General features: G+C 70.5%; 11 protein-coding genes and 1 pseudogene. 7 read left to right on the top strand and 5 right to left on the bottom strand.

Annotation, left to right across the window (positions count from 1 at the left end):
- Positions 1 to 264: 264 nt before the first annotated feature.
- From M3M27_RS15005 to M3M27_RS14990, 4 genes are all read left to right on the top strand, one after another.
- Positions 265 to 3,408, top strand: a complete 3,144-nt coding sequence (locus M3M27_RS15005) for a TonB-dependent receptor (RefSeq protein ID WP_140723132.1) — start codon at positions 265 to 267, stop codon at positions 3,406 to 3,408.
- A 109-nt stretch (positions 3,409 to 3,517) separates the two neighbouring features.
- Entirely contained in the window at positions 3,518 to 4,261 is a 744-nt protein-coding gene (locus M3M27_RS15000; protein WP_434026145.1) for a SapC family protein, read from the top strand.
- A 5-nt stretch (positions 4,262 to 4,266) separates the two neighbouring features.
- Complete coding sequence (locus tag M3M27_RS14995; RefSeq protein WP_434028026.1) at positions 4,267 to 5,289, top strand: cupin-like domain-containing protein; 1,023 nt, start codon at positions 4,267 to 4,269, stop codon at positions 5,287 to 5,289.
- A 35-nt stretch (positions 5,290 to 5,324) separates the two neighbouring features.
- Positions 5,325 to 6,869, top strand: coding sequence for a tryptophan halogenase family protein (locus M3M27_RS14990; RefSeq protein WP_434026144.1), 1,545 nt, complete (start codon positions 5,325 to 5,327; stop codon positions 6,867 to 6,869).
- A 47-nt stretch (positions 6,870 to 6,916) separates the two neighbouring features.
- On the opposite strand, the gene M3M27_RS14985 is transcribed toward M3M27_RS14990, so the two are convergent.
- The gene (locus tag M3M27_RS14985; RefSeq protein WP_140723123.1) at positions 6,917 to 7,696 is read right to left on the bottom strand and encodes a LytR/AlgR family response regulator transcription factor; all 780 of its coding nucleotides are present in this window, start codon (positions 7,694 to 7,696) and stop codon (positions 6,917 to 6,919) included.
- Complete coding sequence (locus M3M27_RS14980; protein ID WP_434026143.1) at positions 7,693 to 8,793, bottom strand: sensor histidine kinase; 1,101 nt, start codon at positions 8,791 to 8,793, stop codon at positions 7,693 to 7,695. The genes M3M27_RS14985 and M3M27_RS14980 overlap by 4 nt, the downstream gene beginning before the upstream one ends.
- A gap of 202 nt (positions 8,794 to 8,995) precedes the next feature.
- Between M3M27_RS14980 and M3M27_RS14975 the strand changes: the two genes are divergently transcribed.
- Positions 8,996 to 9,373 carry a hypothetical protein gene (locus M3M27_RS14975; RefSeq protein ID WP_434026142.1) on the top strand — a complete coding sequence of 126 codons (378 nt, stop codon included), beginning with the start codon at positions 8,996 to 8,998 and terminating at the stop codon, positions 9,371 to 9,373.
- Between the two features lie 118 nt (positions 9,374 to 9,491).
- Here M3M27_RS14975 and M3M27_RS14970 read toward each other — a convergent pair whose 3' ends face one another.
- The gene (locus M3M27_RS14970) at positions 9,492 to 10,328 is read right to left on the bottom strand and encodes an oxidoreductase (protein ID WP_434026141.1); all 837 of its coding nucleotides are present in this window, start codon (positions 10,326 to 10,328) and stop codon (positions 9,492 to 9,494) included.
- Positions 10,329 to 10,431: 103 nt separating this feature from the next.
- Between M3M27_RS14970 and M3M27_RS14965 the strand changes: the two are divergent.
- Positions 10,432 to 11,329 (top strand): annotated as a pseudogene (locus M3M27_RS14965) (LysR family transcriptional regulator).
- A 66-nt stretch (positions 11,330 to 11,395) separates the two neighbouring features.
- Here M3M27_RS14965 and M3M27_RS14960 read toward each other — a convergent pair.
- Positions 11,396 to 13,729 (bottom strand): GH92 family glycosyl hydrolase, encoded by a 2,334-nt coding sequence (locus M3M27_RS14960; protein WP_434026140.1) that lies wholly within the window; start codon positions 13,727 to 13,729, stop codon positions 11,396 to 11,398.
- Positions 13,730 to 13,892: 163 nt separating this feature from the next.
- On the opposite strand from M3M27_RS14960, the gene M3M27_RS14955 reads away from it, so the two are divergent.
- Entirely contained in the window at positions 13,893 to 14,516 is a 624-nt protein-coding gene (locus tag M3M27_RS14955) for an alpha-ketoglutarate-dependent dioxygenase AlkB (protein ID WP_140723105.1), read from the top strand.
- Between the two features lie 577 nt (positions 14,517 to 15,093).
- Here M3M27_RS14955 and bglX read toward each other — a convergent pair.
- Entirely contained in the window at positions 15,094 to 17,379 is a 2,286-nt protein-coding gene (gene bglX, locus M3M27_RS14950) for a beta-glucosidase BglX (protein WP_434026139.1), read from the bottom strand.
- Positions 17,380 to 17,483: the final 104 nt, after the last annotated feature.

Genomic DNA, 17,483 nt, shown 5'->3' with positions numbered 1-17,483 from the left:
GCTTGCCGATTCGATTCGTTGCAGGAGTTTGGGCCGCTGGCGTCGCCGTACCAGGCGCGCCGGTGTCCAGGGTTGGGCGTGGGCCATGGCCCGCGGGGGCCTTCCGGGTGGAAGGCGTACATCCATCGATCGAAAGACATAGGGGAGCCTCATGAGAGGAAGTTGGTTTCCGTACCGAGTACCAGGGACGGCCGCGGCGGTGGCCGTGTTCCGCGCCGCGCACGATGCCGTCCGGCATTCCACTCCCGAGCAGAGGGCAGGCTGATGAGCCGTAGGTTGAAGAAGTTCAAGTCCAGGGCGATGTTCACCTTCGTGGGCGGCGTCCTGATCGTCAATCCTGCCTTCGCGCAGGAGGCCGCGCCGGCACCGGCGCCGCAGGCCACGTCCAGCGAGGCGACCACGCTCGACACGGTGCAGGTCACCGGCCTGCGCAACAGCCTCAACCAGTCGATGGGCATCAAGCGCGATGCGGCCGGCGTGGTGGACGCGATCAGCGCGGAGGACATCGGCAAGTTCCCGGATACCAACCTGGCCGAATCGCTGCAGCGCATCACCGGCATCTCGATCGAGCGCCGCGACGGCGAGGGCGCGCAGGTCACCGCGCGCGGCTTCGGTCCCGAGTTCAACATGGTCACCCTCAACGGGCGCACGATCCCGGGCGCGGACGCGTTCGGCGCGGCCGGCCAGGTGGCGATCGGCGGCGTGGACGGCGGCACCCGCGCGTTCAACTTCGCCCAGCTCGCGGCGGAGGCCATCAGCGGCATCGAGGTCTACAAGACCAGCCGCGCCGACGTGCCCAGCGGCGGCATCGGCGCCACCATCAACATCCAGACCGACAAGCCGTTCAACCACCGCGGTGGGGAGGTCACGGCCAGCGCCGGCGCGAAGATGGGCTACGACGAGTCGCAGCCGTTCGACAACGACGTCACCCCGGAAGTGTCCGGCATCTTCAGCTACGCCAACGCGGACAAGACCTGGGGCGTGGGCCTGAGCGCGAGCTACCAGAAGCGCAAGGGCGGCTCGGTGCAGGCCACCGAGAACTACTGGAACATCCAGCCGTGGACCGGCACGATGCCGGGCAACCCGAACGTCACCAACGCCCCGGCGATCGGCCAGCTCTACGCGCGCCCGAACGACCTGCGCTACGCCTTCGCCGACTTCGAGCGCGAGCGCATCAACGGCCAGGCGGTGCTGCAGTTCGCGCCGATGGACAGCCTGACGCTGACCCTGGACTACACCTACTCGACCAACGAGATCACCGAGAATCGTGGCGAGCAGAGCATGTGGCTGCAGAACCAGCAGTACACCGACGTCACCTTCGACAGCAGCGCGGTGGCCACGCCGACCTACCTGCGCGAGGTCGCCGGGACCAAGGACTTCGGCCTGGAACAGCAGCGCAGCATGCAGAAGTACAAGCTGGGCTCGCTGGGCTTCAACGCCGACTGGCAGGCCACCGACAACTTCCGCCTGAGCTTCGACGCGCACAACTCCAAGACCCAGAGCCTGCCCAACGACCCGCTGACCGGCGGCGGCTCGATCTTCATGAGCGTGGCCGGCACCAACAACTGCACCGCCGGCCCGCACTGCGGCGGCTCGTGGGTGCAGGAGATGTGGTTCAACGGCGGCTTGCCGCAGATGGCGCAGACCTGGTTCCCGACCACGGCCGACGCGCTCGCCAACACCAACGGCGCGGTCAACCCGGGCTTCACCGACGGCGAGATCGGCACGCAGCTGGTGCGCGTGAACTCGCAGTCGCAGATCAGCGAGATCAAGCAGGGGCGGATCGACGGCGAATTCACCTTCGACGACGGCCGCTTCCAGTTCGGCATCGACAGCTCAAAGGCCAGCACGCACCGCGTCCAGGCGGCCGAGGCGGCGTACACGCTGGGCGACTGGAGCGTGGCCAACGTCAACCAGGACGTGGCCAACGGCCTGATGGGCCTGCTCCGGCCGGTCAACGTCGCCGGGCTGTTCGACGACTACAGCGTGGGCAGCTCCAACGGCGGCTGGGTCGGCGATGCCGGCGCGCTGACCCGCTGGGCCGCGCAGAACTACGGCTACGACATCACCGTCAGCCCGCAGCGGGCGGCCGACAACTACGTGGAGGAAAAGACCCGGGCCGCCTACATGCAGGTGGACCTGCAGGGCGAGCTGGCCGGGCGCCCGACCAACACCCGCATCGGCGTGCGCTACGAGAAGACCGACGTCACCTCGACCTCGATGATCGCCATCCCCAGCGCGATCGAGTGGCAGTCCAACAACGACTTCCGCGTCCTGCTCTCGCAGGAGCAGCAGCCGTTCACCGAGAAGTCCAGCTACAGCTACGTGCTGCCCAACCTGGACTTCAGCATCGACCTGACCGATACGCTGAAGGGCCGCGCCTCGTTCGGCAAGAGCATCGCGCGCGCGCCGTACGGCAACCTGTACGCCGGTCCCGGCGCGCAGCAGCCGTTCGGCTCGGTGCTGATCGACCCGTCCAGCCGCGCCAGCGGCAACGCGCAGAACCCGGCGCTGAAGCCGCTGGAGTCCGACAACCTCGACCTGGCGCTGGAGTGGTACTTCGCCGACGCCAGCTACGTGTCGGTGACCTTCTGGAACAAGACGGTCAACAACTTCATCGGCAACACGGTGACGCAGGAATCGCTGTACGGCCTGCGCGATCCGACCTCCGGCCCGGATGCGCAGCAGGCGCTGGCGTTCCTGCAGAGCCAGCAGTGCATCAGCCAGGTCACCGCGGCCGGCAACGACCCGGCGGCGTGCTCGGCCAACGACACCTCGCTGTTCGCCGCATTGGCGATGCTGCGCAACGCCGAGGCCACCGGCGGCCTGGCGGCCTACAACGGCAGCTCGGCGCAGAGCCTGCAGATGGAGAACCAGTACGACCTGCATGGCGAGGCCGACGACCCGCTGTACATGTTCAACGTCAACCGCCCGGTCAACCAGAACAAGGCCAAGCTGCACGGCTGGGAGCTGGGCGGGCAGTACTTCTTCGGCGACACCGGCTTCGGCATCTACGCCAACTACACCATCGTCGATGGCGACGTGGGCTACAACAACGCCGGCGACCCGAACGTGGACCAGTTCGCCCTGACCGGCCTGAGCGACACCGCCAACGTGGTGCTGATGTACGAGAAGTACGGTTGGTCGGCGCGCTTGGCCTGGAACTGGCGCGACGAGTACCTGATCCTGGCCAACCAGGGCGCCAGCCGCAACCCGTACTACGTGGAGGCCTACGACCAGCTGGACCTGAACGTGAGCTACGCGCTCGACGACCATTGGTCGTTCGGGTTCGAGGCGATCAACCTGACCGGCGAGGACGTGCGCTGGCACGCCCGCAACGACAAGCAGATGGTCAAGCTGATCGACCAGAGCCCGCGCTTCATGCTCGGCGTGCGCTACCGGTTCTGACCGGCGTCGGGACGGCGACACGGGGGCCGCTGCATGCAGCGGCCCCCCTTTTCCCGCCCGCTGGTCTTGCGCATAAGATGCGCCAGACCGCGGAGGGGCTGGAACCGGAATGGCAAGACACGAACTGTTGAACAACGTCGCGCACAAGGACCTGCGCGTGGTCGCCGCACGCTTCGGCAGCGAGTTCGGCGACGAGGTCGGCCTGGTGCCGGCGTTCCCGACCGAATTCGCCGAGCTGCAGCGCGAGTACCCGCTGTTCCTGCGCCGGGAGGCCAACGGCGACTGGCAGGCGGTGGCGCTGCTCGGCTTCGAGGCGAAGGAGAACCTGTTCCTGCAGGACGGCCGCTGGAACGCGGGCTACCTGCCGGGCTTCATCGCGCGCGGGCCGTTCCTGATCGGCTTCCAGGAGCAGCAGGTCGAGGGCGAGCGCCGCCTCGAACCGGTGATCCACGTGGACATGGAGCATCCGCGCGTGTCCGCCACCGAGGGCGAGGCGGTGTTCCTGCCGCAGGGCGGCAACAGCCCCTACCTGGAGCACGTGGCCACGGTGCTGCGCGGCATCAACGACGGGGTGGCCATGGGCAAGGCGATGTACGCCGCGCTGGATGCGCTGGAACTGATCCAGCCGATGGACATCGGCCTGCAGTTCGACGCGCAGCACCGCGCCAGCCTGGCCGGCCTGTACGGCATCGACCGCGAGCGGCTCGCCGCGCTGGACGCCGAGTCCCTGCACGGCCTGCACCGCGCCGGCTGGCTGGAAGGCGCCTGGCTGCTGCTGGCCTCGCAACACAACCTGCGCCGGCTGATGGCGGAGAAGCAGCGCCGCCTGCGCGACGGCGCCGCGGCGGCGTGAGCGCCATGCACGGCGTCCCGGCCGGCCTCCCCGAACGCGACGACGTCCGCGCCGGCGCGCTGCCGCTGGAGGCGCTGTTCGACGGCGCGCAGCCGGTGGTGCTGCGCGGGCTGGCGCGCGACTGGGCGCTGGTGCGTGAGGGCCGGCAGTCGGCGCGCGCGGCGATGGACTACCTGCTGCGCTTCTACAACGGGCAGCCGGTGACGTATTCCCACGGCGGCCCGGAAGTGGCCGGGCGGCCGTTCTACAACGAGGATTTCACCGCGCTCAACGTCGAGGTGCGGCGCAGCCCGCTGGGCGAGGTGCTGGACGCGATCGCCGCGCACGCCGGCGACGAACGGCCGCCGACCTACTACGTCGCCTCGCTGCTGGTGGACACGCGCCTGCCGGGCCTGCGCGCGGAGAACGACCTGGATTTCGCCTCGCAGGGCGTGGACGCGCCGCCGAGCATCTGGATCGGCAACCGCACCACCGCCTCGGCGCACTACGACGCGCTCTACAACATCGCCTGCGTCGCGGTCGGGCGGCGCCGCTTCACCCTGTTCCCGCCCGGGCAGATCGCCAACCTGTACCCGGGGCCGCTGGAACCGACGCCGGGCGGGCAGGCGGTGAGCGTGGTCGACCTCGACCGGCCGGACCTGGCGCGCTTCCCGCGCTTCGGCGAGGCGCTCGCGCACGCGCGCAGCGCCGTGCTGGAACCGGGCGACGCGATCTACATCCCGCCGCTGTGGTGGCACCACGTGCAGGGCCTGGACGCGTTCAACGTGCTGGTCAACTACTGGTGGCAGCGCGCGCCGGCGTACCTGCCGCCGCCGATGGGCGCGCTGTACCACGCGTTGTGGGCGCTGCGCGACCGGCCCGAGCAGGAGAAGCGCGCCTGGCGCGAGGTGTTCGACTACTACGTGTTCGGCGATGCGCAGCGCGCCGGCGAACACCTGCCGGAGGCCGCGCGCCACGTGCTCGGCCCGATCGACGAGACGCTGTCGCGGCAATTGCGCGCGATGCTGATCGCCAGGCTCAACCGCTGACCGCGGCCACGACATCGAAGAGGGAGGGGATCGCCTTGGAAACACCGCAACCGAACCGCATCCGCAAGGTCGTCATCGCCGGCGGCGGCACCGCCGGCTGGCTGGCCGGGGCCGCGCTGTCGCACCAGTTCCGCGACCTGCTGGACATCGTGCTGGTCGAGTCCGAGCAGATCGGCACGGTCGGCGTCGGCGAGTCGACGGTGCCGCCGATCCGCAATTTCCACAAGTTCATCGGCATCGACGAGCAGGAGTTCCTGCGCGAGGTGGCGGGCACCTTCAAGCTGTCGATCTCGTTCGAGAACTGGCGCCGGCCGGGGGAGCGTTTCTTCCACCCGTTCGGCACCACCGGGCAGGGCACGCTGGTGTGCGGCTTCCACCATTTCTGGCTGGACAGCCTGCGCCGCGGCCTGCGCTCGGACCTGGGCGACTACTGCCTGGAGACGCTGGCCTCGCGCGAGGACCGCTTCGGCATGCCGGCGCAGCCGCCGGTCAACTACGCCTACCACCTGGACGCGGGGCTGTACGCGCGCTTCCTGCGCAAGCGCGCCGAGTCGCACGGCCTGAAGCGCATCGAGGGCAAGATCCGCAGCGTGCGCCAGCATCCGGACGGCGACGTCGCCGCGCTGGAGCTGGAGAGCGGGCAGGTGCTGGAGGGCGACCTGTTCATCGATTGCACGGGCTTCCGCGGCCTGCTGATCGAGCAGGCGCTCAAGACCGGCTACGAGGACTGGAACCAATGGCTGCCCAGCGACCGCGCGGTCGCGGTGCAGACCGAGTCGCTCGGTCCGCCGGTGCCGTACACGCGCGCCATCGCGCACGAGGCCGGCTGGCGCTGGAACATCCCGCTGCAGCACCGGGTCGGGTCCGGGCTGGTGTTCTCCAGCCGCCACATGAGCGAGGACGAGGCGCGCGCCAAGCTGCTGCGCGACGTGGGCGCGCCTCCGATCAAGGAGCCGTGGCTGGTGCCGTTCCGCACCGGTCGCCGGCTGATGGCGTGGAACCGCAACGTGGTGTCGCTGGGCCTGGCGAGCGGTTTCATCGAGCCGCTGGAATCGACCAGCATCCACCTGACGATGTCGGCGATCGTGCGCCTGATCGAGCTGTTCCCGGCGGATGGGATCCAGCCGTCGATGGTGCGGCGCTACAACGAGCTCAGCCGCGCGGAAATGGAGCACGTGCGCGATTTCATCATCCTGCATTACCACGCCACCGAGCGCGACGAGCCGATGTGGAAGGCCTGCCGCGAGATGGAGCTGCCGGACTCGCTGTCGCAGCGCCTGCAGGCCTGGCGCGAGCGCGCGCACGCCTGGCAGGTGCAGGGCGAGCTGTTCCGGGTGGACTCGTGGACTCACGTGTTGCTGGGGCAGGGGATCGTGCCGGAGCGGCACCACCCGCTGGCGCAGGGGCTGCCGGACCAGGACCTGCGCCGGTTGCTGGAGGCGATCCGTCAGCCGCTCGAACAGGCGGTGGCACAGCTGCCGTCGCAGCAGGCCTTCATCGAGCGCTATTGCAAGGCGGGACCCGAAGTCTGGGGAAACCGGCCGGCACCGCGGCAGGCCGAGCCCGTCCGCGTGGCATGAGTGTCGCCGCGGTGCACGCGCGGCGTGCGTGGCACCGCGGCGGCGGCTCACTCCTCGCGCCCGACCGTGGCCAGGCGCAGGAAGGTCTCGTGCTGGTAGCGGCTCATGCGCAGTTGCTGGCCGGTATCCAGCGTGACCACGTGGTGGCCGTTGAACCAGGGATGGATGGCCTTGACCCGGCGCACGTTGACGATGGCCGAGCGATGGATGCGGACGAACTGGCGCGGGTCCAGGCGCGCGGCCAGCGCCGTCATGGTCTCGCGCAGCTCGTGGCGGCGGTCGGCCAGGTGCAGTTCGACCGTGTTGCGGTTGGCCTTGATCCAGACGATGTCCTCGACGTCGACGAAGACGATGCGCTCGTCCACGCGTACCGGTAGGCGCTGCAGGTAGGCGGCATGGCGGCGCAGTTCGTCCAGCGCCTGCAGGATGCGTGGGGTCGCGCCGGCCTCGCTGGCGGCCGTGGCGGCAAGGCGCGCGCGGGCGCGCTGCAGCGTGCCGGCGAAGCGCTCGCGGCTGAACGGCTTGACCAGGTAGTCCACGGCATTGGCCTCGAAGGCGCGCACTGCGTACTGCTCGTAGGCGGTGACGAAGATCGTGGCCGGCATGCGCTCCGCGCCGATCCGGTCGATCACGGCGATGCCGTCCATCTCCGGCATCTGGATGTCGAGGAACACCAGGTCCGGCGAGTGATGGCGGATCGCGGCCACCGCCGAGGCGCCGTCGCCGCATTCGCCCACGATCTCGATGTCGGGCTGCTCGCGCAGCAACCGCACGACCGCGTGGCGGGCGATGGGTTCGTCGTCGATGACCAGGGCGGCGATGCTCATGCCGGGACGTGCTCCGGGGCGTCGTCGGCATCCTCTAACTCGTGCAGCGGCAGGCGGATGCGGCAGGACACGCCGCGCGGCCAGACCATGTCGAGGCGGATGTCGGCGCGCTCGCCGTACAGCGCCTTCAGCCGCAGCCGCGTGTTGGACAGGCCGATGCCGTGGCCGGCGGGTTCGCCGCCGGGTTCGAGCGTGCTGTTGTAGTTGCGGACCTCGATCTGCAGCTCGTCCTGCTGGCGGCGGCTCTCGATCTCGACGCGGTCGGCGCCGGCGTGGCGGCCGATGCCGTGGCGGATGGCGTTCTCCACGATCGGCTGCAGGATCAGGCTGGGCACGGCGCAGTCGAGCGTATCGGGATCGACGTAGATATGCGTGCTCAGACGATCGCCGAAGCGCTTGCGCTGGATGCCCAGGTACAGGTCGAGCAGGGCCAGCTCGCGGCGCAGGGTGATTTCCTGGCCGTCGTACTCTTCCAGGAAGGCGCGCAGCAACTCGCTCAGGCGCAGCAGCATGTCCTCGGCCGACACCGTGTCCTCGTCCAGCAGCGTGACGATCGCGTGCAGCGTGTTGAACAGGAAGTGCGGTTGCAGCTGCGTCTTCAGCACCTTCAGGCGCGATTGCGCCAGCTCCGTGGCCAGGCGGCTGGCCTCCAGCTCGCGGCGATGGCTCTCGGCGCGGAAGTGGAGCGCCTGCTGGATGGCCAGCAACGCCCAGTAGGTCAGCAGGCCGATGGCGACGTGCTTGCTCAGGAACTGCGCGAGCTGCTCCCCGAGCGCTCCCGGCGATACCAGCGCGCCGATCGCGACGGCCAGCAGCGTGACGGCGACGCTGGCCAGGGCCTGCCGGCCGAGCGCGCCCAGCCGGAACGGCGGCTGGATGGGGAAGCGCTCGCCGAGGCGGAACACCAGCGGCGCGAGCGCGGCCCAGGTGTACCACTGGATCATCGACCAGCGCAGGTAGTCGAGGGGCGACCACAGGTAGCCTCTGTTGACCGCATCGTGCAGGAGTCCCTGCAGGGTGAAGACCACCACCACGATGGTCCACAGGCCGATGTAGCGGAACAGGCCTATCTCCGTACTTCCCAGGCGGATCTTCATGCGTGGCGCTCGGGCGGGTTGGCCGGATCGTAAGCGTGCCGGCAACGGCTGAAAAGCCGCGGTGGCGATGGCTACGATTGGTCACTCCATGACGACGATTCGTCCCGGATGGCTTTCCCGGCGAGGGCCCGGGCGCGCCTGATGTGCGCACCGGGCCGCGCGTCCAGGCGGCCCGGTGCCCTTCATGCCGGAGAACGTCGTCATGCGCATGTTCCGAATCCTGCTCGCCGCGCTGTCGCTGCCGGTGGCCGCAACCGCCCACGCGGAACCCGGCGCCCGCACGCATTACTTCGAACTGGTCAACCGCGCACACGACAGCGTGGTCTCGCTGTCGATCGCGCCGGCAGGCACCGGGGCGTTCCGCGAGCAAGCCCTGGCCGAGCCGCTGCAGGGCGGCGGCGATTCGATCACGGTCGGTGCGCTGGGCACCGGCTGCCGTTACGACCTGCGCTTCGTGTTCCGCGACGGGCGCACGCTGGTGTACGAGGGCGCGGATGCCTGCCGTGCGCGCGTCGTACGCATCCGTGCGCTGCCGCGCGGCGGGACCGGCTCGCGTTTCGTCGCCGCACTGGGCCGCTAGGCGCGAGGCATCGGGGCACGCGCCGGAAGCCACGGCCGGACTCCGTTCCCGAAAGCTTGCCGGCGCTGTCCGATGAGGCGCGGCGCTGCGGGAGCGGCGGCCGGAAACGGTCAGTCCATCAGTCCAAGGGCGCGTCGGTGGAGCGGGTAAGGGCCTCCCACTGCGCGATCTCCGCGCGCATCGCCTCGAGCTTGCGCGAGACCAGGTCCAGGGCGTCGCTGCCCAGCAGCAGGTGCACCGGCGGGGCAGGGTGCTCGATCAGTTCCAGCAGCGCCTGCGCGGCCTTGTCCGGATCGCCGGGTTGCCGGCCGCTCCTGGCCTCGCGCGTGGCGCGTATCGGGTCGAACAACGCATCGTAGTCGTCGATGGCGCGCTCGCTACGCACCATCGAGCGCCCGGCCCAGTCGGTGCGGAACGACCCGGGCGCCACGGCGGTCACGTGGATGCCGAAACCGGCGACTTCCTTGGCCAGGGTCTCGCTGATGCCCTCCAGCGCGAACTTGCTGCCGCAGTAGTAGGCGATGCCCGGCATGGTGATGAAGCCGCCCATGGAGGTGATGTTGACGATGCGTCCGGCGCGGCGCCGGCGCATCGCCGGCAGCACCGCCTTGATCATGGCCACGGCCCCGAACACGTTGGCGTCGAATTGGCGGCGCAGTTCGTCCAGCGGCGATTCCTCGAGGATGCCTTCGTGGCCGTAGCCGGCATTGTTGACCAGGACGTCGATCGCGCCGACCTCGCGTTCGATGCCGCGCACGGCCGGCTCGATCGCGTCGAAGTCGGTCACGTCGAGCAGCACGCCGTGGGCGCGGCCGGGCGCGCTCGCCTCGAAGGCGGCCAGCGCCTCGGCGTTGCGCACGGTGCCCGCGACGGTGTGGCCGGCGTCGAGCGCGGCGCGCGAGAAGGCGCGGCCGAATCCGGAGCTGACGCCGGTGATGAGCAGGGTTTTCTTCATGGTTCCGGGGTAATGCGGTGTATGGGGCGCGCAGTGTGGTGTCTTCCCGGTGGGCGGTCCAATATATGGATCGACTCGGATCGATTGCTTTGGGCACTACCCCATGGAGCTGCGCCACGTCCGCTATTTCCTGCTGGTCGCCGAGGAGGCGAACTTCACCCGCGCCGCCGAGCGCGCCGGCATCGGCCAGCCGCCGCTGAGCCAGCAGATCCGCGCGCTGGAGCGCGAGATCGGTACGCCGCTGTTCCGGCGCACGCCGCGCGGCGCGGAGCTGACCGAGGCCGGGCTGGCGTTCCTGCCGGAAGCGCGCGCGCTGGCGCGGCAGGCCGAGGCGGCCGTGGAGGCGGCGCGCCGCGGAGGACAGGGATTGCGGGGCACCCCTGCGGGTGGGATTCACCGCCTCGGCGGCCTTCGTCGGCGCGGTGCCCGAGGCGATCCGGCAGTTCGTCGCGGCGAGCCCCGAGGTGGCCGTCTCGCTGGTGGAGGCCGAGACGCGGGCGCTGCTGGAGCGATTGTCGGCAGGGGAGCTGGACGTGGCGCTAACGCGGCTGGGCCGCATCGAGCCGCCCGGGGTGGCGGTGACGCACCTGCTGGACGAGCCGATGGCGGTGGCGGTGTCGCATGCGCATCCGCTGGCGCGCCGCAAGACCGTGCCGCTGGCGGCGCTGGCCGAGGAACCGCTGGTGATGTTCCCGCGCGAGGCCGGAGCCAGCCTGTACGACGAGATCATCGCCACCTGCTGGAAGGCCGGGCTGGAGCCGCGCATCGGCCAGCAGGCGCCGCAGTTCTCATCGGCCCTGAACCTGGTGGCGGCGGGCCTGGGCGTGACCCTGGTGCCGGCGTCGATGGCGCAAGTGCAGTCGGTGGGCGTGCGCTACCTGGCGATCCGCGGCGAAAGCCCGCGCGTGCGGTTGTCGCTGTGCGTGCGGCCCAGGGAAGGCTCGCTGATCGTGGCGCGCTTCGCGCGGATGGTGCGCGAGCGCTGCCGGCCGCCGCGCTGAAGGCGCGCCGGCCACGCCGTTGCGGGGAAACGGGAAACGCCGGCGCGGGCCGGCGTTTCCTGCTGCCTATTGCGCCGACATCGAGTACGGATGTTGCGCCGGATCGGTGGCCCATTGCGTGTCCGGCGCGGCCTGCATGGTGAAGCGCAGTTCGCCGCCGGCCATGATCTCCTCGTGCGAGAGCCAGGCGCGCGGCAGCGGCTTGCCGTTCAAGCGGGCGCTGCCGATGTAGGCGTGCCCGGCATCCAGGCCTTCGGCGACGATGCTGAAGCGCTTGCCGTTGGGCAGGTCGAGCGTGGCGCGCGGCAGGAACGGGCGGCCGATGACGTACTGGTTGCTGCCCGGCGCCACCGGATAGAAGCCGAGCGCGGTGAACACGTACCAGGCCGACATCTGGCCGAGGTCGTCGTTGCCGGCCAGGCCGTCCGGGGTGGGCTTGTACTGACTGTCCATGATCTGCCCGAGCCGCGCCTGGGTGCGCCACGGCTGGCCGGCGTAGGCGTAGAGGTAGGCGACGTGGTGGCTGGGCTCGTTGCCGTGCGCGTACCAGCCGATCAGGCCGGTGATGTCCTCCATGTGCTCGAACACCTTGGGATCGACCTTGGCGTCGAACACCTGGTCCAGCCTGGCCAGCAACTTGTCGGCGCCGCCGTGCGCGGCGGCGAGGCCGGCCACGTCCTGCGGCACGTACCAGGAATACTGCCAGGCGTTGCCTTCGGTGTAGTCGGTGCCGTAGCCGCTGGCGGTGGGATCGAACGGCTCGCGGAAGCTGCCATCGCGCTTGCGCGCGCGCATGAAGCCGGTGGCCGGGTCGAAGGCGTGCTTCCAGTTGGCGGCGCGCTTGCCGAACTCGGCGGCGATGTCGGCCTTGCCCATCTTCTGCGCCATGCGCGCGATGGTCCAGTCGTCGAAGGCGTATTCCAGCGTCTTGCTCGCCGCTTCGCCTTCCTCGTCGATCGGCACGTAGCCGAGCTCGCGGTACTGGGCGATGCCGTCGTAGGGGCCGTAGTCGGCGCTGGCGACCATCGCCTGCAGCGCCTCGTCGGCGTCGAAGCCGCCGATGCCCTTCATGTAGGCGTCGGCGATCACCGGCACGGCGTGGTAGCCGATCATGCACCACGTCTCCAGGCCGTGGAACGCCCATACCGGCAGGATGCCGTAGGGGCTGGCGCGGCGCGCGGCGAGCAGCGAGTTGACCACGTCGCTGGTGCGTTGCGGCGGTTGCACCAGCGTCAGCAGCGGGTGCAGGGCGCGGTAGGTATCCCACAGCGAGAAGGTCGAGTAGTTGGTCCAGCCCTTGGCCTGGTGCACGGCGTTATCGGGGCCGCGGTAGCGGCCGTCGCTGTCCATGAACAGCGTCGGGCCGAGCAGGGCGTGGTAGAGCGCGGTATAGAACTGGGTGCGCTGCTGCGCGCTGCCCTGCGCGTCGACGGCGGACAGCGCCTGGCTCCATTGCCGCTTGGCATCGGCGCGCACGCGGTCGAAATCGAAGCCGGGCACCTCGGCATCGAGGTTGGCGATGGCGCTGTCCTCGCTGACCGGCGAGATCGCCACTTTCACCACCAGCGGCTGCTTGCCGGCATCGCCGAAGTCGAACACGCCGACCAGCTGGCGGCCCTCGATCTGCGCGCGCTGGCGCGGATCCTTCTCGCCCGGCGGCGGGAAGCCCTTGTAGACCACGTCCTGCTCGGTGTCGTGCAGTTGCCGGCCGGCGAGCGGCTGCGAGAAGCGCATCGCGAAGTACAGCTGCCGGCCCGGCGCCCAGCCGCGGGTCTCGCGGAAGCCGGTGACGGTGCCGTCGGGGCGCACCCGCAGGCGCGACCACAGCACCTTGCCGGGATAGTCGTACATGCTGGTGCGCAGGTCGACCAGCACGTGCGCGGGCTTGCCCTGCGGGAAGGTGTAGCGGTGCACGCCGACGCGCGCGCTGGCGGTGAGTTCGGCGCGCACGCCGTAGTCGTCGAGCGTGACCGCGTAGTAGCCGGGTTCGGCCTTCTCCTCGTCGTGCCGGAAGCGCGAGGTGTAGCCGCTGCCGGGCTTGGCCACGTCGCCGCGTTCGAGCTTGGGCGTGCCGCTGATCGGCATCAGCAGCACGTCGCCGAGGTCGGAATGGCCGCTGCCGGAAAAATGCGTGTGCGAGAAGCCGACGATGGTGTTGTCGTCGTAGCGGTAGCCGGCGGCCCAGCCGTAGCCCTCCTTGCGCGACTTGATCTGGGTATCCGGGCTGAGCTGGACCATGCCGAACGGCACCGTCGCGCCGGGATAGGTATGGCCCTCGCCGCCGGTGCCGATGAACGGGTCCACGGCGGCGTAGGCGTCGTCGGCGGGCGCCGCGTGCGCGCCGCCGGCGAGCGCGGCGCCGAGCAACAGGAAGGTGGCGATCGGACGAAAGCGGTGCATCGATTCTCCCCGGCGATGAACAGGCCACGACCGTAGCACGCGATGCGCGGCGGCACCCCCGCCATCGGTCACTCCATCCGCGCGCGGAGCTTGCCGATCCTGGCGGCTGAACCAGTGGGGGACGCGCGATTGCGGCACCGGGCTTTGCCCCCATCTGGTGGGCATGGATCTGTTCCCGACCGATCAGGAACCGCGCGTGCTGGTGGACGACGCCGAAGGCGGCATCCGCTACTGGCCGCAGGCGGTGGACGCGGCGACGGCGCAGGCGTGGTTCGAGGCGCTGCGCGCGCATGCGCACTGGGAGGCCCAGCAACGGCCGATGTACGACCGCGTGGTCGCGGTGCCGCGCCTGCTGGCCTCGTACCGCCTGGACGCCGTGCCTGCCGGCCTGCCGCTGCACGAAATGCTGGCCTGCGTGCAGGCGCGGGTGCCGGCGCCGTACAACACGGCCGGGCTCAACCTCTACCGCGACGGGCGCGACAGCGTGGCGATGCACCACGACAAGCTGCACACGCTGGTGCCCGGGCAACCGATCGCGCTGCTCTCGCTCGGCGCGCCGCGACGGATGAACATCCGGGCGAAATCCGGCGGCCGCGCATTCGGGCTCGAACTGGCGCCGGGCAGCCTACTGTCGATGAGCCATGCCAGCCAGCTCACGCACGAGCACGGGATTCCCAAGAGTGCGCGCGTGGCGGGCGAGCGCATCAGCGTGGTGTTCCGGGTGCGGCCGGCCGAGCGCATGGCCGCGGGACTATACGGCGCGCATTGGCAAGGGCGCCGGGATTAGCGCGTGTCACGTTCTTCGAGAAGAGCCTCCTTCCCCCGCTTGCGGGGGAAGGTGCCCGAAGGGCGGATGGGGGAAACTGGAATTGTTTTGGTGAGGCAAAGCGCCCCTCATCCGGCGCTTCGCGCCACCTCGCTGCGCGCCCCCGCCCGGCGCAGCGCGGCGGGCGTTCAGGCGTGTGCGAGCCAGATGGCTCGCAAGCAACACGCCTTCACCCCGCAAGCGGGAGAAGGGACATGCGTGGCGCTTCCTGGTCGGAGCCGTAGCTTCCCTTCCCCCGCTTGCGGGGGAAGGTGCCCGGAGGGCGGATGGGGGCATCGGGACTGCTTGGCGAGGCAAGCACCCTCATCCGGCGCTGCGCGCCACCTCGCTGCGCGCCCCGGCCCGGCGCAGCGCGCCGGGCGTTCAGGCGTGTGCCAGATGGCTCGCGAGCAACACGCCTTCACCCCGCAAGCGAGAGAAGGGAAGGGACGCGTGCGTGCCCATGAGTCGGGAGGCTGCCGACTTGCTTCCTTACCCTGACAGCGGAGCCGTGGACGGGGAAAGGACGGCGAGGCATCGGCAGGCCGGCCCGCGCGGATCAGGCCAGCAGTTCGAAGGTGGCGTGCAGGCCGTCCGCTTCCGCCGACGGCGCCACCCACAGGTCAAACGTGCCCGGCTCCACCGTCGGCTTGAGCCCGGCGCCGACGAACAGCAGGTCCTCGCGACGCAGGGCGAACGTCACCTCGGCGCTGGCGCCGGCGGCGAGCGCGACCTTGCGGAAGTCCTTCAGCTCGCGCACCGGACGGGTGACGCTGGCGGCGCGGTCGCGCACGTACAGCTGCACCACTTCCTCGACGGCGTGCCGGCCGCGGTTGTGGATGCGCGCGCGCACCTCCAGGGTGCCGCCGGCATCGAGCCGCGCATCGCCGATGTCGAGCCCGTCGTACTCGATGCGGCCGTAGGTCAGGCCGTGGCCGAACGGGAACAGCGAAGAGTTCGGGATGGTGCGGTAGTGGGTCTTGAACGCGTCCAGCTTCTCCGGATGCGGGTCCGGCCGGCCGGTCGGCTTGTGCGCGTAGTAGTACGGCACCTGGCCGGCCTCGCGCGGGAAGCTGACCGGCAGGCGGCCGGAGGGGCTGGCCTTGCCGAACAGCAGGTCGGCCAGCGCCGGGCCGGACTGCGAACCCAGGAACCAGGTCACCAGGATCGCCGGCGCTTCCAGCACCGTGCCCCGCAGGGCCAGCGCGCGGCCGTTGCTGAGCAGCACCACCCGCGGCTTGCCGGTGGCGGCCACGGCGTCCACCAGTTGCTGCTGGACCTCGGGGACGACGATGTCGGTGCGCGACTGCGCCTCGCCGGAATAGCGCTGCGGCTCGCCGATCGCCAGCACCACCACGTCGGCGGCGCGCGCGGCGCGCACGGCCTCGTCGATGCCGCCGGGCAGCGGCTTGTCGAAGTCGCAGCCGTCCACGACCTCCAGCGCCGTGGGGTCGGCCATCGCCGCGCGCATCGCGCTGGCCAGGTCGTGGCCGGTGTCGTCGCCGCCGAACAGAACCCACGGGCCGTGGATGTTGGCGAGGTCGCGCGCCATCGGGCCGATCAGCGCGATGCGCTGGCCCTTGGGCTTGAGCGGCAGCAGGTCGTTGTCGTTCTTCAGCATCACCACCGACTTGCGCGCGGCCTCGCGCGCCAGTTGCAGCGTCTCCGGGCGGCGCTGGCGGGCCTGCGCGCGCGCGGGCTGGATGCGCCGGTACGGGTCGTCGAACAGGCCCAGCGCGGCCTTGAAGCGCAGCACGCGCCGCACCGACTCGTCCAGCCGCGCCATCGGCACTTCGCCGCTGGCGACCAGTCCGGGCAGGTACTTGAGGTACAGCCCGCTCTGCATGCTCATGTCGACGCCGGCCAGGAACGCCTTCTTGGTCGCGTCGCGCTCGTCGCTGGCGTAGCCGTGCGCGATCAGCTCCATGTCGCCGGTGTAGTCGGAGACCACCAGGCCCTGGTAATTCCATTCCCCGCGCAGCACGTCGCTGAGCAGCCAGGCGTTGCCGGTGGCTGGGATGCCCGACAGCTCGTTGAACGAGGCCATCGTGGTCAGCGCGCCGGCGTCGAAGCCGGACTGGAACGGCGGGAAGTAGACCTCGCGCAGGGTGCGCTCGGACACGTCCACGGTGTTGTAGTCCAGGCCGCCCTCGGCGGCACCGTAGGCGGCGAAGTGCTTGGGGCAGGCGGCCACCGCGTCCGGATGTGACAGGCCCTGGTCGCCCTGGAAGCCGCGCACGCGCGCCTCGGCCATGCGCCGGCCGAGCAGCACGTCCTCGCCGCTGCCTTCCACGCCGCGGCCCCAGCGCGCGTCGCGGGCGATGTCGACCATCGGCGCGAAGGTCCAGTCGATGCCTACCGCGCTGGCCTCCAGCGCCGCCGCGCGCGCGGTGCGCCGCGCCAGCTCGGGCTCGAAGCTGGCCGATTCGCCCAGCGGCACCGGGAACACCGTGCTGAAGCCATGGATCACGTCGGCGGCGAACAGCAGCGGGATCTTCAGCCGGCCCTGCATCGCCGCGTCCTGCATCTGCCGGTGCCAGGCGACGTTGGAGCCGTTGAACACGCCGGTGAGCTGCCCGGCGCGGGCCGCCTCCAGCTGGGTGCTGGCGGCGGGTACGCGGGTGTCCGGATTGGCCGCGGTGGCGGCCGCATTGGCGGCGACCGAGCCGAGCAGGGTGAGCTGGCCGGCCTTCTCCTCCACCGTCATGCGCGCGATCAGCCCGTCGATGAAGGCGGGCGTGCGGGCGTTGTCGCGCGGTAGCGCCCAGCCGACCGGGATGCGCGACAGCAGGGCGAGCGAGCCGGCGCCGATCAGCAGGTTGCGACGGGTGGTGCGGAGGGTCATACGGGAGCGTCCTTCAAGCCTGGCAAGGATGTAAACGTTATCGGAAGCCAGCCGCCAGGCCATGATGCAGTGCACGATGAAAGGGTGGGGCGCCCTGGTTCGGG

It is taken from the genome of Xanthomonas boreopolis (genome assembly GCF_046529185.1).
Classification (GTDB): Bacteria; Pseudomonadota; Gammaproteobacteria; order Xanthomonadales; family Xanthomonadaceae; genus Pseudomonas_S; species Pseudomonas_S boreopolis.
Note: the sequence above shows the minus strand (reverse complement) of the source record. Positions and strands in the feature narration are given on the sequence as shown.